The following is a 20157-nucleotide window of genomic DNA, read 5'->3' on the forward strand; positions in this document are numbered from 1 at the left end:
ATGAAAGAAACAAAAGCACAACGGAAAGCCAGAGAGCGTGCAAAGGCAAATATGCGACAGCAGATGGACAAGGCCGCCGCAAACGTGCCCGACTACTTTCTTAGTCGGCTTGGTCAGCCGTCGCCACTTGCTGACGCGATAGTGTCCGAGACTCCGAATGCGAATGATAAATTTCTTCAATATACGGACGACGAAGAGCATCAGCTGATCAAGCCACCAGAAAGGGGTCCGGCAGGCGGCAAAGGGAAGGCAGCAGCAGCTGATGAGCGGTGCCGTGATGCTCGTACGAGGAACCTCAAGTACTGGGGGCTAAAACACAAGGCGGAGCAGATCGCGATTGCAGAAGGGCTAAGTAAAAGGACCGTTCTACGGTACTTTGAGCGCATGCCAAAATAATCTGGACAGACCAAGTACTGCCCCTGCCATCAGCCGATATGCGTGTGTCATCCAAACGCAACTGGAGGGCACCATGGCCATACCGCAAAGACTTGAAACACTTACCAGCCTGCCTGCTGAGGCATTGGTTTCGGCGAAGGAGCTGTCGATCCTCTCAGGGCGCAGCCGCGCCTCGATCTGGCGTGACGTGCAGGCTGGGCGTTTGCCGCAGCCCATTGCTATTGGACCGCAGGCCCGCCGGTGGCGCGTGTCCGATGTTCGTGCCTACTTGAACGGAGGCGTGTCATGAAACGCGACTATTTCAATCCACCCTCGGCATGCATGGGCGACGTCGTTCCCTATGAACTCAAGGCGCAGAAGCTCTGGTTACTTTGGAAAGCGGTCATAAAGGCCGACAAACCCAAGCCCGACAAGGTGCCGTACTATGCGAATGGAGCAGTGCGGAGCGGCTCTCTTGGTAACCCGGAAGACGTGGCCAATCTTGTGACCTTCGACGAAGCTTTGGCGGCTTATAACGCCGCTCCGCAGCATTACGCGGGCATGGGCATCGCGCTCCTGTCCAGTACGGGTATCGGTGCACTCGACCTCGACAACTGCATCGACGCGAGCGGCAAGCTCATCAACGATTTGGATGTTCGGCGCATAATGAAGGCGTGTAAGGACTGTTATATTGAACGCAGCCCATCGGGGCGCGGTCTAAGGGTAATTGGATCGACGAGCGGATTCGCCCAAATCGCAGACAAGGGCACAGGGTTCGAGGCGTATGCTCAAGGCCGGTTCGTGACCGTTACCGGGGAAGTGCTTATGAACGCCGGAGCATGGGAGTCGGTAGACGCTGGTGTAGCCGCCATGCGTCTTGCGGTGCAGGCTAAAGGCGGCCTGTCCGGAGCACCCGTAAAGAACGCGGGTGCAAAGGCCGTAAACTTCGGTGCCTATGGCCCCGACCCAGAGACACCCGCGAATGTCGAGCGGGTGCGCGGTGCCTTGGCAGTGCTTGACCCCGATATGCTCCACCCGGAGTGGGTATCCGTGCTGATGGCGATCCGTTCCACGGAGTGGGCGTGTGCCGAAGGTCTCGCACGCACATGGTCAGAGGGGGGTGAGAAATACACCGACGCCGCTTTCGACAAGGCGTGGAATAGCATCGAACCGGCGGGCGGCATAACCCTCGGGACACTGTTCGGCATGGCGAAGGCGGCAGGCTGGGAAGACCCTCGGCGTGTACGGCTTTCGACGGTGCTTGTGACTGATCAGGTCGAGGAGCGGGACGTTCTCAACGGCAGTATATTCGCAAATGTCTGGCGGGGGCGGTTGCTGCGCGTGGACCAGACCGGCGATGTGCTCAGGTTCGACCCGCACGCCGGGTGGAGCAAGGCAGGTGACCCGACGAATATGATCCGGCGGGCCGCCCGCAAAACCATCGCGTATATCCACGAGACCGGTGCGGCCTTAATGGAGAAGGGACAGGTCGAGACGAGCCAGAAGGCCGCGAAGCACGCGGCGGCCAGCAGTACTCTGCCGCGCATGGACGCAATGGCAGCCGTGGGATGGACGCACGATGGCATGACGGTGGCGGCTGCCGACCTCGATGCTCAGCCAGACCTCTTGGGTGTCAGGAACGGCGTGCTCGACCTGCGCAAGCGTTCGCTTATCGGGTTCCGCCCTGATCATCTCATCACAAAGCGAGCAGGCGTCGAGTTCGCTCCAGAAGCCGCTGCACCGCAGTTCGAGGCGTTCCTAGCTCGTGTCCAGCCCGATGCTGCGGTGCGCAGATTGATCCAGCAAGTTGCTGGGCTGACCCTTTGGGGCAAGCCAGGCGAACAGCGTCTGTTCTTTTTTCACGGTGGTGGTGCAAATGGGAAGACCACCTTCGTTGACGCCCTGATGTTCATACTTGGCGATTACGCTGTGAGTATACAAGCCGAGGCCCTTATGCGGCAAGATCGGTCCTCCCAAGGACCAAGCGCCGACACCCTTCGCTTACAGGGCGCAAGGGGCACATTCGCTAGTGAGGTACGGGAGGGGCGCTTGGACGAAGAACGTGTCAAGCTCTGGACCGGTGGCGATGTGCTGACTGCGCGGCCGGTATACGGGAGGTCATTTATCGACTTCGCTCCGTCACATACGTTCATCATGGCCGGGAACCACCGCCCAGCGATTCACGACACGAGCCTGGGCATATGGCGCAGGGTGACGCTGATCGACTGGAGCGTCCAAATACCCGAGCATGAACAAGATTCGAGACTTCAGGAACGTTTACGCCGTGAAGGCAGTGGCATCCTGAACTGGGCGCTCGACGGGGTGAAGGACTATTGGGCACACGGGCTGGCCGTGCCCGAATCTGTAAAAACCGCGACGGAAGGCTACCGGACCGATGAGGACATCATAGGTCAGTTTATAAGCGACCGGTGCCGCATGGGCGCAGACCTGAGTTGCCCGACAGGTGATCTTTACGCCGCATATATTAGTTGGGCGGCCGAAAACGGCAGCCGGGCTGCCACTAAAAACACCTTTACACGTCGTCTGAGCGACCGGGGGCATCCAAAGGTTAATTCGGGTCGCGAATATGCCCGGATAGCGCTGCAGCGTGATACGATACACTTGAAATAAAAATATACACGGGCTGCCCCACCTTCTACTGGAGCAGCCCCTCGCATGTGTGGTTATGCGCACTTTGCTCAGTTTCAGAGCTCATCCCGAAACTTTTTCTATAGAGCTTCACATAGGGACTTTATGGGAAATGGACCCAAACCGCGCAAACCACGCAATACTTTACAACCGCTGCCCCGGTCGAAAGGAAACAAGACATGGAAAAGAAGAAGCTGACCTTCATGCCCGATGGAAACAATACATACGCCGGGTTCTATGGAGATGAAATTGTTGCCCTAATTACACCCCTTGATCCGAAAGCAATATTTGGACCTACAACATGGCAATGGTCCGCGCGCAGTGAAGGTGACCGGTACGGGCGCGCGGGATGGACCTTCCCAGACAGAGAAGGCTCTTGCGCGCAGCGAGAGGGTGAGCTTGAGGATGCAGCGCATAGGGCGGCGCAACACGTTGGCCACGGGTTTATCAGAGCCATGAATCTTTGTCCTGAAGACTGCCCTGTATGTCCGGAAGTCGTTATCCTGCCACCACAGGAAGTTGACACATGAAACGCTACATCGACCATCTGCGGGCCGAGCGTGAACGCGCCAAGAACGAATCTAAAGAGGCCATCCGTGCAGCGGAGCGCAAGCGCCTGCGCGACAGTCGCATTCAATGCGACATCCCACTGACCAATCAGATCGAGGCCCTCATGCGCTCCCTGCCGCCCGCACAGCGCAACCGCCCGTGGGCCATGGACGAACTCGTGGCGCGGCTGCACGGTCGGTACAACGCCCGCCCCTGCGCAGGCAGTATCGGATTGGCTCTAAGACGGTTAGGCTGGACACGAAGCAGGGACTGGTCACAAGATGGGGGAGGTAGAAGAGTTTGGAGGACCACTGTGTGAAAAAATTTCTGCAGATTTTTTTTTGTATTGCTTGGACTTTGCCGGTGTCCGCACAGAATATCGATTTGACATTGTCACCTTGTGTAGTGGCATCTCAAACTGATCAAATATTAAATCGATTGTCTGTGCTTAGTGGGATTCCGAATCCTGAGACAAATAATGGATTAACGCCAGAGGCGCTGAGGGTCGCTGATGTCCAGGTTTGCCAACAATATTTGCGGGGTTTTGTTGCAGGCCAAAGAATGAGTTTGGGTGAGAGTGGTTTTTCAACTGCATGTGAATACATCTCCAGATACGGCACCGCGTCATATGCTTCATTGATGGTCGCAGAAGGTTATGGACCCACATTCTCCAAGTAAGTCGCTGATTTCGCTGTCGTAATCGTGATATTTCGCATATAAATCATGGCGTTGACGGCTGCGAGGGGCGCGTTTCATGGATCACCTGGAGGGTGCGGGCTTGGCGCGGGGAGATCGGGTTGATTTCGACCGCCGTGTGCGTCTGGAGTTCCGTGGTGCGCAGATCAGTTCAGACGGTGGCCTGCTGGTGATGCGCGAGCTTGATGACGTGCTCGGCCTGTCCAATCTGGCGTCGGAGGCGCTGCGAGACAGCCGCACCGGGAAGAACACGCTCCATCGGCTTGACGGATTGTTCCGGCAATCGGTGTTCGGACGACTGGCCGGATACGAGGATGTGAACGATGCCGACCGCTTGGCCCTCGATCCCGTGATGCGTCAGGTCGTTGGCGGCAGGGCCGTCGAGGCGCAAGCTGCTTCGGCATCGCAGATGGGACGGTTCGAGACCGAGACGCTGGCTCTGGCCGCGAACCGGGCGGCGCTGGCCGATCTGAACGGCCAATGGATCGACCGGTTTCATGACCGCAACGGGTTGAAATACATCGTGCTGGACATGGACAGCTCGGTCAGCCCCACCCACGGCGATCAGGAAGGTGCTGCCTGGAACGGGCATTTCGACTGCACCTGCTATCACCCCATCTTCTTGTTCAACCAGTTTGGCATGCTGGAGCGCTGCGCCCTGCGTAACGGCAATGTCCACAGCGCCGATGGCTGGCGGGATGTCCTTGATCCCGTCATTGCCCGATATGCTGGCCGCGACCTTGGTGGACGCTTCTTCCGGGCCGACGCTGCCTACGCGATCCCCGCGATCTATATGCGGCTGGAAGAAGCCAGGTTCTTCTACGCCATCCGTCTGCCCGCCAACGCCGTCTTGCGCGAGAAGATCGCGCATCGGCTGACACGGCCCGTGGGACGGCCTTCGCTGACCAAGGTCAAACGGTTCTTCGAGGACTTCGAGTATCAGGCGGCGTCCTGGGACAAGCCGCGCCGCGTCATCGCCAAGATCGAATGGCATCCGGGCGAGCTGTTCCCCAAAGTCGGCTTCATCGTCACCAACCTGCCGATGGAGCCAGACTGGGTGGTGAGGTTCTACAACCAGCGCGGCACCGCAGAGCAGCACATCAAGGAAGGCAAATATGCCTTTCGCTGGACGCGGCTGTCATGCCGGAAGTTCCGGCACAACGAGGTGCGGCTGCAACTGCACGCGCTGGCCTACAACCTGGCAACCTTCCTGCGCTGCATCGAACTGCCCGAGGCCATGGCGGACTGGTCGTTGACCAGCCTGCAACTCAAGCTGATCAAGATCGGCGCCCGCGTCGTCCGCCACGCCCGCGCCATTACCTTCCAGTTGGCCGAGGTCGCCGTCACCGGCCCGATGGTGCGGGCCGTCCTTGCCGCCATCCGCCGTCTTCGAACGCCTCCGTCATGCGCATGACCACGATCCATGCCCAAGCTGAACGAAAGCGGCAGGACAGGTCCGTCTGCCGCGCGGAAAAGCGGCTCTGCCGGGCCAGAATGCTGCGGGTTCGAGGCTTGATCCACCCGACTTCGGCCGTTTGCGCGACGACAGACACCGCTCGGGGCCAAAAAAACGCTTGCCCAGCGAGCAAAATCAGGCGATCTTGAAGTCAAGCGGCAGGCCACTTGGGGAATGTCGGCTTGCATCGGCGCGAGGGAGGAAACCATGGCACCGCACCCCTACTACAATCACGACGTGCACGGCGCATACGACCTGATCGGGATCGGAGATCTTGATCTGGAAGAAGGCGGCACGCTGCGCAATTGCCAGTTGGCCGTTGCAACGCAGGGCACGTTGAACGCAGATCGCAGCAATGCGGTCCTTGTCCCGACCTGGTATTCGGGCACCAGCAGGATCATGCAGGACGTCTACGTCGGCTCAGGTCGCGCGCTGGACCCTGCAAACCATTTCTTCATCTTCGTGAACCAGATCGGGAACGGGCTCTCTACCTCGCCGTCGAATACTTCGGGCCCCGGCGGCGGCGCGGATTTCCCGTTCGTCCGCATCGGCGACGATGTGGTTGCGCAGCATCGACTGGTGACACAGCACTTCGGGATCGAGCGGTTGGCACTGGTCATCGGCGGATCGATGGGTGCGCAGCAGACCTACGAATGGGCGGTGCGCTTTCCCGACATGGTTGCACGGGCGGCCCCGTTGGCCGGTACCGCAGCCAATACCGAGCACGACTTCCTGTTCACCCAGACGCTGATGGAAGCCATCACCACAGATCCAGGTTACGCTGGCGGAGCCTATCAGACCTCCGCCGATGTGGCGGCCGGACTGCGGCGCCACGCGATGCTCTGGACGGTGATGGGCTGGTCGACCGAGTTCTTTGCCAAAGGACGGCACCGGGCGCTCGGCTTCACTGACATGGGACATTTCGTAGATGCCTTCATGTGCGGCTATTTCGGACCGATGGACCCCAACAACCTGCTGCGCATGGCGTGGAAGTGGCAGCGCGGCGATGTTTCGCGTCATGCGGGTGGAGATCTTGCGGCGGCCCTGAGCCGCATCACTGCGAAGATGTTCGTGATGCCTATCAGCCACGACATGTTCTTCCCGCCATCCGACTGCGAACGCGAAGCCGCGCTGGTTAAGGACGCCCAGTTCAGGGTGCTGGACAGCATCGACGGACATCTGGGCCTCTTCGGGACGGACGCGGCGATGATCGCGCAACTCGATACAAACCTGCGCGACCTCATGGGTTGAACAGTCGGACCCGTCGGCACATAGAAATGGCCGGCGGGCTTCTTTCAACTCTTTTGGGAACGGCGAAGGCTGGAAGCCATGGACAGGAGTGACCGCTCCATCTTGAGGACCCGAGAGCGGCAGCGCATTCCGCCATGGCCGGAAACCTGTAGTCGCGGGCACGCCGATACGGCGTTCTGCCGCGAAGTCGAACAGCCCGGCCTTTGCCTTTACGATTGAGAGTATTGCTCTGCGAATTCGGAACCGAGTCGGCTATGCGGTGGAGAAGGTTTGACGTCAGGCCCATCCCCTCCGCCATTTTCAGGAATGTCTTTTAAATTTTATGTTTAGGCCATTTATCTTGGGCTGGGTTGCCCGTTGGTAACCTATTTGATCGCGCGTTGTTGCTCTGACGGTTTCCCTTTTTGGTCACGGCCTGCGTTCAGTGGGGTGGCCTTTGAAATATTGTGCGGGTCGCGACGGCACAGGGATAGATGTTTTCAATCAGAGATCCCGGGGTTCAAGTCTTTTTGCTGGTGCCAAAAATTCAAATAGGATCAGTATCGCGTGGGCGAGGGGATAAACGGAAGAAAGCGCAATTTTGATGCTTGCCACGAGATCTGTAATTGGGATCTGCGCAATTCTACGCTCCATGTTTTTCACCAAGGATGACAGCCTGATCACCCGGCTTGCGCAGATCGACACCGCGAACACCCCCGTGCATCTGCTGGTGGGTGCCTATGATCTGACCTGCACGCCCGAAGATGCGCGCCGCACCGCCGCGGCCATTCCCGGCGCCACCCTTGCGGTGATGGACGAACTTGGCCATTTCCCGATGAGCGAACACCCCGCGGGCTTTCGCCCCTTTTTCCTCGATGCGTTGGCCCGCATGCCCATGGCCTGCGCCCACGCCGTTTGAAAGGCACGACCCCCATGACCAACCCTTGCATCATCTGCGTCGCGATCACCGGATCGTTGCCCACCAAGGCCAACAACCCTGCCGTGCCGATCAGCGTTTCGGAACAGGTCGAAAGCAGCCATGCCGCCTTCGAAGCCGGGGCAAGTATCATGGAGCTGAATTTTCTCGCTATCAAGCATTCCTGACGTGGACTGCTTGCAACCTGGTCCAGTAGCTATTGCAAAACTTAATCACAAAGCTGATGTCGGTTTTGTGTTATTCATGGCGTTAACGACTTGGTGCAACCTTCAGGGAGACAGGGGTAGATCCTTCAAACCGCAAGCTTTCAAGTGGGCATAGGTCTCATCGTAGTAACTTGGCGTTCGCGTGGGGTCCAATGAGCTACCTAGCGGGACAAAGATGATCATGCCCTGCCGGGCCCTGGTCAGGATCACACGATAGGCGTTTTTCAGGTAGAGTTGACGCTCAGCCTGATTGACTTTCTGCCAGGCGGTGCCCCGAAAGCTGTAGAACTGCCAATCGTCGCCAGTATGTCGGAAATCAGCATCCCAACAAACTCCAACCCAGTCGAGTTCAAGCCCCTGGACGTCGAACTCGGTTGCAACCTCTTCAAGGTAGAACGATGAGCGCACATCTGTTCTTTCGTTTAAGAACCAAGTTGAAGCGTCGATCTTTGCCTTTACGTTCACGCCCTCGGGGCGCAGGCGATGCGCGCCTGAGGATGAAACCAGCCCAATGCGTTCGCTTCCGCGGGCGATGTTCCGAAGCCACCCCCGCGCTGCATCGAGATCTCGCGTTAGCCAAATCGGGTAGCGCCCCTCAATCTGACGATAGACTTCCTTCGCTGCTTCTGTACGATTGTCAACAATGCTGCCAATAAAGCTCGATAGCGCTTCCGCCCTGAACGATCGCATTGATACGCTCAGATGGAGTTCGGGAGATCGTTGAACTGGAAGCTCGTGCAGAAGGCGCACTGATGTCGCGTCCGTTACGTACTCTCCGTCCTCGAGCCGATCTGAGATGTAGATGTCCCAGTTCTTAAAGCGGTCGTTGAGCGCCGATAGCCATTCTCCAAGCCCGGCCTCACCTGTATTGATCTCCTGACCGCCTCCAATCAAGCAAACCACCACACACCAATCGTCGTGACGATCCATCACGCTAATCAAGAATTCTGGTTCCGACATGTCGAAGCCGAGATGTCCACGCTTTGTTTGCATGAATCGGCTTGCCTGCTCACGCGTCCAGGCGCGTTGTGCTTCATCGAATACTGCAACTTTCTCATGGGGCGCGGCAGTATTGTTTAATGCCTCGTCCCGAAAATGGTGGATGTTTTGAATGAAGCTAGAAACTTTACGATGGGCATCTGTTTTTGACGTTCCTTCACGCGTGGCCTCATCCCGCGATAAGGCTTCGCGTAGCACCGAGACCAGGGGACCATTTCCAGAGAGGAACACAGCGTGCTCATCAGAGTGTTCCTGTGCGCGTTTGGTCGCGATGTTGAGGCCGGCTAAAGTTTTGCCGGCCCCTGGAACACCAGTAACGAAGCAGATTGACTTTCGTCCCCCAATTTTGGAGCGATCGATAATCTCTGAAATGCAGCCTGTTGTCTGTCTAAGGTTCCGAGCGCCAGCATCCGATCGGGCGATTTCCTCGACGGCATGATTTTGGTAAAGCGCCTGGGCCGCTTCAACAATTGTAGGCGTCGGCTGATAGCCAGACCTCAGCCAATTCTGAACATTGATGGGGTCAAGCGCAGTTGCGCCAGTGCAGTAGACGAACAACGCAGGCAGTTGGTCAATCCGTGCAAGAACGGGGTACGCGATACCATCCGGCGCGAACCTCACGTTTGGCAGCCCTGCGACTGCCGCCTCGGTTGCGAGGACTATAGGGACGATCGGCAGTTCGTGGCTGCCCTTATGAAAGTTCTTCAGGTCCAGAGCGTAGTCATGGACCTGTTCGATAGCTGAGCGGTCAAAGTTCCGAGCGCCCACCTTGAATTCGAGAATAAAGACTACGCCGTCGAAAAGAAGAACCACATCTGCACGCTTTCCCATTCTTGGGATCGCAAACTCGAACAGGATGTGACCGCTCGCGAGGTCCGACAGCACCGGCTTGAGTAAGTTTATCTGGTTAATCCAGGCGCCGCGCTGCTGGTGTTCTAGAGCGAAGCCATGATGCTGCACGAGAGTGCCCAAGATGGAATCTTCATCGGCTTCAAGAAACGCCGCAATTGGAGCGTCGTAATACGCCACCTGCATCAACTTCACCCGGGTTATTTACCTGACCCCTTTTTAGTAGGGCATGTAACTGATTTTTTCTACTGTGCGTAAGCGGACTGTCATGTGCTTTGTGCTATCTCTGACGGTATCGGGTTGCATTGAATGGCTATCACAGGACGAACTGCCGCGGGAATCTCAGAACTGTGAGTACCGCGCCACAGGTTAAGAGCAGCCCTCATTGCAAGGTCAAGCAGGATGCGCTCGGAGAACTCGCACAAAGCTGTCAAAGTCTACAAACGTTACACCTTTTCTTGACCACCCTACGCAGTTACAGCCAACCCATTATACCCCGGGGCGGGGTCCATCCTCTGGCCATGTGGCCGCCCCCCCCCCCCTCGCACTCCCCAGGGTCAAGACTCGCCAGCCCATCCACAGTGGACCTCACAACGGTGTTCAACAACAGTCACGATGGGTCGTCTGGTGGGTGGGTTGGGTGAGTGAGCGCAAAAATAACTCAACAAGATCAATAGCTTGAAAAGGATATTGGCGGAGAGACAGGGATTCGAACCCTGGGTGGAGTCACCCCCACAACGGTTTTCGAGACCGCCCCGTTCGACCACTCCGGCACCTCTCCGCGCTTTGGGTCAGGGTGGTGGGGGAATAGCGGCAGGCGGCAGGGCGCGCAAGGGGGTGTGGGCAGCTGCTTGCAAGATTTTTTGCGGCCTTGAATGCATAGCCCTATTCGCCATGATTTGTCTCTGACTTCACCTTGACAGTCAAACGCCCCTGGGGCATACGCAGCGCACAGGCCGCGCGAGGTGACTCGGGCGGTTTCTGATTTTTGTGATGAACGCCCTGAAATCAGGGTGCGCAGCCAGAGGCGCAAGTGGGTCAAACCCTTGCATCAACACCCCAAGGCGGGGGCCGCACGGCGCGGAACTGGAAAGGAAAGACCCATGTTCGCGGTCCTTAAGACAGGCGGCAAGCAGTATAAGGTGCAGGCGGGTGACGTTCTGCGCGTTGAAAAACTAGCGGCTGCAGCAGGTGAAACCGTTCAATTCAACGAAATTCTGATGGTCGGTGGCGACAAGCCTGTGCTTGGTGCGCCGCTTGTGTCTGGTGCTGCTGTTCAGGCCACTGTGATCGACCAGATCAAAGGCGAAAAGCTGATCCACTTCGTCAAGCGCCGCCGTAAGCACAGCTCTAAGCGCACGAAGGGCCATCGTCAGCAACTGACCCTGTTGCGCGTGACTGAGATCCTTGCCTCGGGCGCGGATAAATCTGGTGTTAAGGCGGCTGTTGGCGCGGGTTCTTTTTCTGCGGCTGAAATGGCGGCCTTGGTTGCAGCAACCCCTGCAAAAGCCCCTGCCAAGAAGGCAGCAGCACAGAAGGCGGCAGAGAAGCCTGCAAAGGCAGCCGCGAAAAAGCCTGCGACCGCAAAGGCAGAGGATGCAAAGGTAGACGCCCCTAAAAAGGCCCCTGCCAAGAAAGCAGCCCCCAAGAAGGACGCCGCCGAGAAGAAAGCCGCAGCACCTAAAAAGGCAGCTGCGAAACCCAAAGCCGCGAAAGCGGACAAGGCATAAGGAGAGAGACACATGGCACATAAAAAAGCAGGTGGCTCGTCCCGCAACGGTCGCGACAGTGCTGGTCGCCGCCTTGGCATTAAGAAATTCGGTGGCGAAGCCGTAATTCCAGGTAACATCATCTGCCGTCAGCGCGGCACAAAATGGTGGCCGGGTGAAGGTGTTGGCATTGGCAAAGATCACACGATCTTCGCAACCGCCGAGGGCAATGTCAGCTTCCGCAAGGGCTTTAAGGGCCGCACATTTATCTCCGTGTTGCCGACAGCAGAAGCTGCTGAGTAACGCCACGCTTTTCGCGATGATTTCGAAAAGGGGCCGGCGTTTCAGCCGGCCCTTTTTTCGTTGGTTAAGCCCTAAAATGGGGCAATAGGTGCGATCATGAAGCAAGACAAAATCACCGCGCAATCTGTCATTACGACAGATCGCTTTCAGCTGCGCCCCTTAAGCATGGCGGATACAGGGTTGATGTCGCTTTACGCATCCGACAAACGCGTGGCCGAGATGACACCCAATATCCCTCATCCGCTGCCACCGGGGGCAGTTGAAGCCATGATTGAACGCGCCTTGGCGGATCAATCCCAAGATGTGATTTGGGCCATTGATGCCAGCCCTTCAGGTGGGGCGGAATTGGTTGGCGTGATCGAATTGCACCAAATGGATCGCGGGCAGTCGGAAATCCGTTATTGGGTGGCCCCCACAATGTGGAACACGGGTATCGCCTCTGAAGTGGTGCGCGCCCTTATTGCGGCAAACCCTCTGGCCAATGACACAATTTTCGCAAGTGTCTTTCAAGACAACCCAAGCTCGGCGCGGGTTTTGGTGAATGCAGGCTTTGAATATCTGGGCGATGCAGAAAGCTATTCAGTCGCGCGCAGCGCGGCATTGCCCACATGGACATATTTGAAAAAACTGATCTAAGGCGCTAAGGCAGGTCAGACATTCCGAATTTGGCAAGGGAGCGCCATAAGCTGCCCGCGAAAGGTGAACTTATGAAATTCCTTGATCTTGCCAAAGTTTATATCCGTTCGGGCGCGGGCGGCTCTGGCTGCGTCAGCTTTCGCCGCGAAAAATTCATTGAATATGGCGGCCCTGATGGCGGCGATGGCGGGCGCGGCGGTGATGTCTGGGCCGTTGCGGTTGATGGGCTAAACACCCTCATTGATTTTCGCTATCAGCAGCATTTCTTTGCCAAAAACGGGCAGCCTGGCATGGGGCGCCAACGCACGGGCAAAGATGGTGACGAGATCATTTTGCGCGTGCCTGCGGGCACAGAAATCCTAGACGAGGATATGGAAACCGTCATCGCCGATCTGACCGAGGTTGGCCAGCGCGTGTTGTTGGCCAAGGGGGGAAATGGCGGCTTTGGGAATTTACATTTCAAATCTGCCACCAATCAGGCACCCCGCCGTGCAAATCCTGGCCAAGAGGCGGTCGAGCGCACCATTTGGCTGCGCCTTAAACTGATCGCGGATGCGGGGCTTTTGGGTTTGCCAAATGCGGGGAAATCGACATTTCTCGCAGCAACGTCCAATGCTCGCCCGAAAATCGCGGATTATCCCTTTACCACCCTACACCCGAATTTGGGGGTTGTTGGGGTCGATGGGGTTGAATTTGTGGTTGCTGATATTCCTGGGTTGATCGAAGGCGCATCTGAGGGCAGGGGGCTTGGCGATCTCTTCTTGGGTCATATCGAACGCTGCGCGATCTTGTTGCATCTCATTGATGGCACATCCAAGGATGTCGTGGGTGATTGTGAAACCATTCTGACCGAGCTAGAGGCCTATTCAGACGCGCTGTACGACAAGCCCCGTGTCACAGTTCTCAATAAAATTGACGCGCTCAGCGATGAAGAAATCGCCGAAAAGCGCGAGGCTCTGCAAAAGGCGATTGGCGGTAAAGTCATGTTGATGTCAGGGGTCGCAAAAACAGGCGTGACCGAGGTGTTACGGGTCTTGCGCGCGGGGATTGATGACAGCAATCTGCGCCAAAAGAAATTGGACGCAAAGGAAGACGAAGCGTGGCGGCCATAACACAGCCCCAGCAGGCGGTGCCGCAACTGGCACAGGCGCGGCGATTGGTGGTGAAAATCGGCTCGGCCCTTTTGGTCGATGGTGTATCGGGCCAATTGCGCGAGGCATGGTTGCAAGATTTGACCGCGGATATCGCACGGCTGCGCAATCGCGGTACGGATGTGATCGTGGTGTCGTCTGGTTCAATCGCGCTTGGTCGCGGGGTGCTTGGATTTGGCGCCAAGGCGCTCTCCCTTGACGAGGCGCAGGCCGCCGCAGCCGTAGGGCAAATCCGCTTGGCCCGCGCCTATGAAGAATATCTCGCCCCGTATGGGATCACGGCCGCACAAATCCTGCTGACCTTGGATGATAGCGAAGATCGGCGGCGCTATTTGAATATGCGCGCAACCTTTGCAACCCTTCTCGCACAGGGTGCTGTTCCCATCGTCAACGAAAATGACACTATTGCCACTGATGAAATCCGCTATGGCGACAATGATCGTCTGGCGGCGAATGTGGCCGCCATGGCGGGGGCGGATCAATGTATTTTGTTGTCAGATGTGGATGGGCTTTATTCCGCCAACCCTTCAGAAGACCCAAGCGCCACGCATTTCCCCGTGATCCATGACATAACCCCTGAGATTGAGGCGATGGCAGGCGATGCGGGAACGGGTCTGTCAAAAGGTGGCATGAAAACCAAGCTGATGGCCGCGCGCAACGCCATGAGTGCAGGATGCGCCATGGCGATTGCTCAAGGGGCGGTGAGTGCGCCCCTTGCGGCGATTGAGGGCGGCGCGCGGGTGACATGGTTTATTCCGACACTCGACCCCCAAGATGCGCGCAAGCGTTGGATTTTGGGAATGAAGCCCAAAGGTAGCCTGACCTTGGACGCAGGCGCGTTGCGCGCGCTCAATCTGGGAAAGTCTCTGCTGCCTGCTGGGGTGCACAAGGTTTCAGGCAGTTTTTTGCGCGGCGATCCTGTGGAACTGCTTGGCCAAGACGGCGCGCATATCGGAATTGGCCTGTCGCGCTATAGTGCCGATGAAACCAAGATTATTGCAGGCCATCATTCTGATCAGATTGAAGAATTGCTTGGCTATCCAGGGCGCGCGGCCTTGGTGCATCGCGATGACATGGCCTTATAAGGGAGGGCTGCGCCAATGACAGAGGATATCACAGGATTGATGAACGGCCTATGCGCGGGCGCGAAAACTGCGGCGCGCGCCTTGGCCACAGCATCGGCTGAACGCAAACATGCAGCCCTGATTGGCGCGGCAGACTATGTGTGGAAATCCCGCGCGGATATTCTGGCCGCGAATGCGCAAGATCTGGATTACGGACTTGAAAAAGGGCTGACAGCGGCGATGATGGATCGCCTCACCCTGACCGAGGAGCGACTGCGCGATATCGTGGGTGGCCTGCGGGCGATTGCAGAACAGCCCGATCCGATTGGCGCCACGATTGCAGAATGGGACAGGCCCACAGGGTTGCATATCGCCCGCGTGCGTACCCCGCTTGGTGTGATTGGCGTCATCTATGAAAGCCGCCCCAATGTGACTGCGGATGCAGCGGCGCTATGCCTGAAATCTGGCAATGCCGTGATCTTGCGGGGGGGATCGGAAAGCTTTCATTCTTCGCGCGCCATCCATGCCGCAATTGTGCGTGGCGTCACTGAGGCTGGCCTGCCCGCAGAGGCCGTGCAAATCGTGCCAACACGGGATCGCGCGGCCGTCAGTGCCATGTTGAATGCACAAGGACAGATTGATGTCATCGTGCCGCGCGGTGGCAAGGCCTTGGTCGGTTTGGTGCAGGCTGAGGCCCGCGTGCCTGTCTTTGCCCATCTTGAGGGCATCTGCCACATCTATATCGACAAGGATGCCGATTTGGATAAGGCGCTGCGCGTGGTGTTAAATGCAAAAACCCGCCGCACAGGTATTTGTGGCGCGGCTGAATGTTTGCTGATCCATCAAGACGCGATCAATAGCCATGCGGAACCCATTATTGCCGCACTCGTTGCTGCAGGGGTTGAGGTGCGCGCCGATGGGGCCTTGGCCGATATCGCAGGCACAAAGCGCGCCGCACCAGACGATTTTGGCAAGGAATTCTTGGAAATGATCATTGCGGCCAAGCCCGTGGAAAACCTATCTGCTGCGATGGATCATATTGCCCAGTTTGGCTCGAGCCATACGGATGCGATCCTGACGGAAAACCCTGAGGCCGCACAGATTTTTGCCGCGAATGTCGATAGCGCGATTGTGATGGTCAACGCCTCAACCCAATTCGCCGATGGTGGGGAATTTGGAATGGGTGCTGAAATCGGTATCGCCACAGGCAAAATGCACGCCCGCGGGCCCGTAGGCGCAGAGCAGCTGACCTCATTCAAATATATCGTCAAAGGAAATGGGACGACCCGCGCATGAGTAAAGATTCCAAAACCACCAGTCAGATCATCCGCCGTCAAGCCATGGATATTGGCGCGGCGCGGCCAGTGGCCACACCTTTGCACCAATCCGTGGTCTATGCCGCAGGCAGCCCTGACCAACTGGACGCGCAATATAGCGGGCAATTGGCGGGCTATACCTATGCGCGCGAAGGTCATCCTAACGCAGCCGCATTGGCCGCGCGTATTGATGCGCTAGAAGGCGCAGAAGGCGGCCTGATCACGGGGTCTGGCATGGCCGCAATCACCGCCGCACTTCTTGGGCTTTTGAAGGCGGGCGATCACATGGTCGGCGCTGACCAGCTATATGGCCGCTCCTTGCGGTTGATGTCGCAAGACCTGCCGCGTTTTGGAATCGAGACCGGTCAGTTTGATCCGACCGATGCGCCAAGCCTTAAACGCGCCCTTCGCCCCAATACGAAATTCGTTTTGGTCGAGGCCCTCTCAAATCCCACCTTGCGTGTGGCCGATATGGCAGGTATTGCCGAGATTTGCGCCCAACATGGTTTGATCATGGTATTGGATAACACCTTCACCACGCCGGCAATGATGCGCAGCTATGAGGTCGGGGCAGATATCATCATCCATTCCGTGACCAAGCTTTTGGCGGGCCATGCCGATGTGACCTTGGGATATGTTTCCGCGAAAAACCCAGACCATCGCAAAGCGATCTATGATTTTGCGGTCACAACGGGCATGACGCCTGCACCCTATGAATGTTGGCTGGCCGAACGGGGTTTGTTCACCTTTGATCTGCGCTATGCGCGGGCACAGGAAAATGCAGCCGCCTTGGCCGAATTTTTGGCCCATCATCCAAAGGTAAAGCGCGTGCTATATCCAACGCGTCCCGACCACCCTGATCACAACCGCGCCATGGAGCTATTTGAGGGGCAGGGGGGCAATATGCTGTCCTTTGAGATTGAGGGCGGTCGCGAGGCGGCAAATCGCTTTGTGCAAGCGGCCCCCAATATCGCCTTTGCGCCCACATTGGGGGATGTGGCCTGCTCCCTCAGCCATCCCGCCTCGAGCAGTCACCGCGCCTTGACCCCTGAGGGGCGCGCGGCCCTTGGCATCAGCGAAGGCTTTTTCCGCCTGTCAGTCGGGATCGAAGATGTAACGCAACTGAAATCCGATTTCACAGCGGCATTGGCGGCGGTCTAAACCCTGATGGACCTGTCCTTATCGCCCAAAACCAACAGGCTAACCGTGAACCCCAAGGCCTGATTTTCCAGTTCTTGTCGGATCAAAGAGGGGTCAGGCAGCTTATCGCAAATGACCACCAACCGCCCCCGAAATGCGGCATTGCGCAATTGAGCCGCCAGTTCAATCGCGTCAAATTTCGGGCCAATCAAGGGTGAGATCACCATATCAGGGCGCTCAGTGGCCAAAATTTCGGGCATTTTATCAATATTCGCCGCCATAACCATTTCCGCGGCATCAACCATGCGCGGCAAACGAGAGGCGAGATTTGGGGGAACCTCCACCAAAACCAAGTTGCGCATCTGACGCAACGCAGTGTCGTTATTCGAAGCCGATGACATCGTGCCGCACTCTCAATTCGGACATCTAAGCCCTGACGCCTAATCCATTATCCGCCGCAAAATCGTTACAGATGCAACGAATTAAAATGAAAAAGCACAAAAAAAAAGGGGCAGTCGACATTTTCCGAAACTTGGCGAAGCTAAGGAGCGTATTGATTCGACCCTTTACCCCCCGAAAAGGCCCAGAAAATGAGCAACATCCATTCCTTTGAGGCAATTGTGACAGCCATGTTCGATTGCGTGCCTGACCCAATGGTGCGCTTGGGGCCGAATGGTATTTTGCTCGAACAAAACGAAGAAGCTGAAGCCATGTTTGGAACATGGGCGCAGGGCCGCTCTTATGTGACACTGTTTCGCCAGCCCACTTTGGCGCGGGCGATTGAACAGGTTTTGCAATTTGGCGTCTCATCCGAGGCGGAATTTATCCAAACCAGCACCGCAGGGGCCGAGCGGTTTATCGTGCGTATCACGGCCTTGCCCCAAGCAAAGCTTGGCATTGTATTGCATTTCGAAGATGTCACCCATGTGACCGAGGTCGAAGAAATGCGCCGCGATTTTGTGGCCAATGTCAGCCACGAATTGCGCAGCCCGCTTACGGCAATTCTTGGGTTTATCGAAACACTGCGCGGTCCTGCCGCCAAAGACCCCGCAGCGCAATCGCGTTTCTTGCAGATCATGCAAGATGAAGCACAGCGGATGAACCGCCTGATCGGGGATCTTTTGTCGCTGTCACGGGTTGAATCGCAACAGCGTCAACGCCCCGATCAAGTGATTGACGTAATGCATGTTGTCTCGCGCGTGCAGGCGGCCTTGAGCCCCTTGGTCGAAGAAAGCGGCTGTCAGTTGATGATACAGCGCCCCGATGATGTCAGCACCGAGTTACGCGGCGACAACGATCAACTGACACAGGTTTTCCGCAACCTTATTGATAACGCCCTGAAATATGGCGGACAGAACAAGACCGTAACAATCAAGATGCGCCACGAGACAGGGCAGGGCAGCCTTAAGGGCAGGCTTTTATGTGTCGATGTCATCGATCAGGGGGAAGGAATTGATCCCTTACACATCCCGCGCCTGACAGAGCGATTCTATCGCGTGGACAATCACCGCAGTCGCGCCATGGGGGGAACGGGTTTGGGCCTTGCGATTGTAAAACACATCGTCCAGCGCCATCGCGGGCGTCTGAAAATCACTTCGGAACAGGGGAAAGGCAGCTGCTTTTCCGTGATTCTTCCGAGCGAATAACCATCGGAATTCGCCATTTTCATAAAGAAATGCTCAAAATTTCGGAATTTCGCAAAATTGTCACAAAATTCGGGCGATCCGAGGGCATTGTCATATAACTGTTACGTTTCCGTCACAAAAGCTTGGCGAACCACGCATAGGCAGGCCCACAAGAGCGCGGCACTGGTGCCCGTTCTGCCAACCCGAAAACCACTTGGAGTGACAGAAGAATGTCTTTCACAAAATTGACCGTTTCCGCCCTTGCCTTGGCCGCATTGTCCGCAACGGGCGCAGCCGCGCAAAGCCGTGACTATGTCAGCATCGCGGGCTCATCCACGGTTCTGCCTTATGCAAATATCGTTGCCGAAGCGTTTGGCGCTGAAACCGATTTCGCAACCCCCGTTGTAGAGGGTGGCGGTTCGTCCACTGGTCGCCGCATGCTGTGCGAAGGCGTTGGCGAAGGCACAATCGATATCGCGAACTCCTCTAGCTTGATGAAAGACTCCGAGCGCGAAGTATGCGCAGGCAACGGCGTAACCCCAATCGAAGTTCGCATTGGCTATGACGGCATCGTATTTGCCTCTGACATCAATGGCCCTTCTTTCGCTTTCACACCTGCAGATATCTACTTGGCGCTTGCCGCTGAGTTGCCTGTTGATGGCGCAATGGTTGCCAACCCAAACACCAACTGGGCTGACGTAAATGGCGATCTTCCTTCTCAGGAAATCAACATGTTCGTTCCTGGCACGAACCACGGCACACGCGAAGTTTTCGAAGAAAATGTGATCCTCGCAGGCTGTGAGGAAACTGGCGCAGCAGAAGCAATGGCTGGTATGGGCATGGACGAAGATGCAGTTGAAGAAGCCTGCATGACCCTGCGCACCGATGGCCGGTCTGTCGATATCGAAGGCGACTATACACAGACGCTTGCAAATCTTGACAGCACCCCAACAGGTATTGGCGTATTCGGCCTGTCTTTCTATGAAAACAATACTGACCGTCTTCAGGTTGCGACTATGTCTGGCGTAACCCCAACTGTTGATGCAATCGCATCTGGCGAATACCCCGTATCGCGCCCTCTGCAGTTCTACGTCAAGCAAGAGCATATCGGCGTGATCGCAGGTTTGAAGGAATATGTTGAGTTCTTCATCTCTGACGAAATCGCAGGCCCTGGTGGCCCATTGGCTGAATACGGCCTTGTCCCTGATCCAGAATTGGCAGCGACCCAAGCAATGGTTGCAGGCCTCTAAGATCTGACAGTTTTCTA

At 56.9% G+C, this 20157-nt stretch carries 19 protein-coding genes, 1 tRNA gene and 2 pseudogenes; 19 read left to right on the forward strand and 3 right to left on the reverse strand.

Annotated features, from left to right (window positions below; all coding sequences use genetic code 11):
* The 10 genes and pseudogenes from AAC621_RS00740 to AAC621_RS00785 form a co-directional block, all read left to right on the forward strand.
* The gene (locus AAC621_RS00740) at positions 1 to 396 is read left to right on the forward strand and encodes a hypothetical protein (RefSeq protein WP_340251207.1); all 396 of its coding nucleotides are present in this window, start codon (positions 1 to 3) and stop codon (positions 394 to 396) included.
* Between the two features lie 73 nt (positions 397 to 469).
* The gene (locus AAC621_RS00745) at positions 470 to 685 is read left to right on the forward strand and encodes a helix-turn-helix transcriptional regulator (RefSeq protein ID WP_340251210.1); all 216 of its coding nucleotides are present in this window, start codon (positions 470 to 472) and stop codon (positions 683 to 685) included.
* Positions 682 to 3006 (forward strand): phage/plasmid primase, P4 family, encoded by a 2325-nt coding sequence (locus AAC621_RS00750; protein ID WP_340251212.1) that lies wholly within the window; start codon positions 682 to 684, stop codon positions 3004 to 3006. Before AAC621_RS00745 ends, AAC621_RS00750 begins: the two co-directional genes overlap by 4 nt.
* Positions 3007 to 3203: 197 nt before the next feature.
* The gene (locus tag AAC621_RS00755) at positions 3204 to 3554 is read left to right on the forward strand and encodes a hypothetical protein (protein ID WP_340251214.1); all 351 of its coding nucleotides are present in this window, start codon (positions 3204 to 3206) and stop codon (positions 3552 to 3554) included.
* Positions 3551 to 3892 carry a hypothetical protein gene (locus AAC621_RS00760; RefSeq protein ID WP_340251216.1) on the forward strand — a complete coding sequence of 114 codons (342 nt, stop codon included), beginning with the start codon at positions 3551 to 3553 and terminating at the stop codon, positions 3890 to 3892. Before AAC621_RS00755 ends, AAC621_RS00760 begins: the two co-directional genes overlap by 4 nt.
* Complete coding sequence (locus tag AAC621_RS00765; RefSeq protein WP_340251218.1) at positions 3889 to 4251, forward strand: hypothetical protein; 363 nt, start codon at positions 3889 to 3891, stop codon at positions 4249 to 4251. Before AAC621_RS00760 ends, AAC621_RS00765 begins: the two co-directional genes overlap by 4 nt.
* A 76-nt stretch (positions 4252 to 4327) precedes the next feature.
* On the forward strand, positions 4328 to 5683 hold the full coding sequence (locus AAC621_RS00770) for an IS1380-like element ISPme1 family transposase (protein WP_012112698.1): 1356 nt from the start codon (positions 4328 to 4330) through the stop codon (positions 5681 to 5683).
* A gap of 249 nt (positions 5684 to 5932) precedes the next feature.
* The gene (locus AAC621_RS00775) at positions 5933 to 6976 is read left to right on the forward strand and encodes an alpha/beta fold hydrolase (RefSeq protein WP_340251221.1); all 1044 of its coding nucleotides are present in this window, start codon (positions 5933 to 5935) and stop codon (positions 6974 to 6976) included.
* A gap of 634 nt (positions 6977 to 7610) precedes the next feature.
* Positions 7611 to 7874, forward strand: a pseudogene (locus AAC621_RS00780) (alpha/beta fold hydrolase); the annotation flags it as partial.
* Positions 7875 to 7888: 14 nt separating this feature from the next.
* Positions 7889 to 8023, forward strand: a pseudogene (locus AAC621_RS00785) (3-keto-5-aminohexanoate cleavage protein); the annotation flags it as partial.
* Between the two features lie 138 nt (positions 8024 to 8161).
* On the opposite strand, the gene AAC621_RS00790 reads toward AAC621_RS00785, so the two are convergent.
* Complete coding sequence (locus AAC621_RS00790) at positions 8162 to 10132, reverse strand: DUF2075 domain-containing protein (RefSeq protein WP_340251223.1); 1971 nt, start codon at positions 10130 to 10132, stop codon at positions 8162 to 8164.
* 505 nt (positions 10133 to 10637) lie between these two features.
* A tRNA-Ser gene (locus tag AAC621_RS00795) sits at positions 10638 to 10727 on the reverse strand.
* Positions 10728 to 11049: 322 nt separating this feature from the next.
* Between AAC621_RS00795 and rplU the strand changes: the two genes are divergently transcribed.
* From rplU to AAC621_RS00830, 7 genes are all read left to right on the forward strand, one after another.
* Positions 11050 to 11676 (forward strand): 50S ribosomal protein L21, encoded by a 627-nt coding sequence (gene rplU / locus AAC621_RS00800; protein WP_340251225.1) that lies wholly within the window; start codon positions 11050 to 11052, stop codon positions 11674 to 11676.
* A 12-nt stretch (positions 11677 to 11688) separates the two neighbouring features.
* Positions 11689 to 11958: a 50S ribosomal protein L27 gene (gene rpmA / locus AAC621_RS00805; protein WP_317654644.1), complete on the forward strand. Its 270-nt coding sequence runs from the start codon at positions 11689 to 11691 to the stop codon at positions 11956 to 11958.
* A gap of 96 nt (positions 11959 to 12054) precedes the next feature.
* Complete coding sequence (locus tag AAC621_RS00810) at positions 12055 to 12594, forward strand: GNAT family N-acetyltransferase (protein ID WP_340242722.1); 540 nt, start codon at positions 12055 to 12057, stop codon at positions 12592 to 12594.
* 71 nt (positions 12595 to 12665) lie between these two features.
* Positions 12666 to 13706: a GTPase ObgE gene (gene obgE, locus AAC621_RS00815; RefSeq protein ID WP_340251228.1), complete on the forward strand. Its 1041-nt coding sequence runs from the start codon at positions 12666 to 12668 to the stop codon at positions 13704 to 13706.
* Positions 13707 to 13723: 17 nt separating this feature from the next.
* Complete coding sequence (proB, locus tag AAC621_RS00820) at positions 13724 to 14830, forward strand: glutamate 5-kinase (RefSeq protein WP_340256224.1); 1107 nt, start codon at positions 13724 to 13726, stop codon at positions 14828 to 14830.
* Positions 14831 to 14845: 15 nt separating this feature from the next.
* Positions 14846 to 16105 carry a glutamate-5-semialdehyde dehydrogenase gene (locus tag AAC621_RS00825; RefSeq protein ID WP_340251230.1) on the forward strand — a complete coding sequence of 420 codons (1260 nt, stop codon included), beginning with the start codon at positions 14846 to 14848 and terminating at the stop codon, positions 16103 to 16105.
* Entirely contained in the window at positions 16102 to 17286 is a 1185-nt protein-coding gene (locus tag AAC621_RS00830) for a trans-sulfuration enzyme family protein (RefSeq protein ID WP_445322474.1), read from the forward strand. The genes AAC621_RS00825 and AAC621_RS00830 overlap by 4 nt, the downstream gene beginning before the upstream one ends.
* On the opposite strand, the gene AAC621_RS00835 is transcribed toward AAC621_RS00830, so the two are convergent.
* Entirely contained in the window at positions 17283 to 17666 is a 384-nt protein-coding gene (locus tag AAC621_RS00835) for a hypothetical protein (RefSeq protein ID WP_340251233.1), read from the reverse strand. The two genes, AAC621_RS00830 and AAC621_RS00835, sit on opposite strands and share 4 nt — an antisense overlap.
* A gap of 189 nt (positions 17667 to 17855) precedes the next feature.
* Between AAC621_RS00835 and AAC621_RS00840 the strand changes: the two genes are divergently transcribed.
* The gene (locus tag AAC621_RS00840) at positions 17856 to 18911 is read left to right on the forward strand and encodes an ATP-binding protein (protein WP_340251235.1); all 1056 of its coding nucleotides are present in this window, start codon (positions 17856 to 17858) and stop codon (positions 18909 to 18911) included.
* 209 nt (positions 18912 to 19120) lie between these two features.
* Complete coding sequence (locus AAC621_RS00845) at positions 19121 to 20140, forward strand: PstS family phosphate ABC transporter substrate-binding protein (protein ID WP_340251237.1); 1020 nt, start codon at positions 19121 to 19123, stop codon at positions 20138 to 20140.
* Positions 20141 to 20157: the final 17 nt, after the last annotated feature.

Source organism: Roseobacter sp. HKCC-CH-9208, from assembly GCF_037805125.1.
GTDB lineage: Bacteria > Pseudomonadota > Alphaproteobacteria > Rhodobacterales > Rhodobacteraceae > M30B80.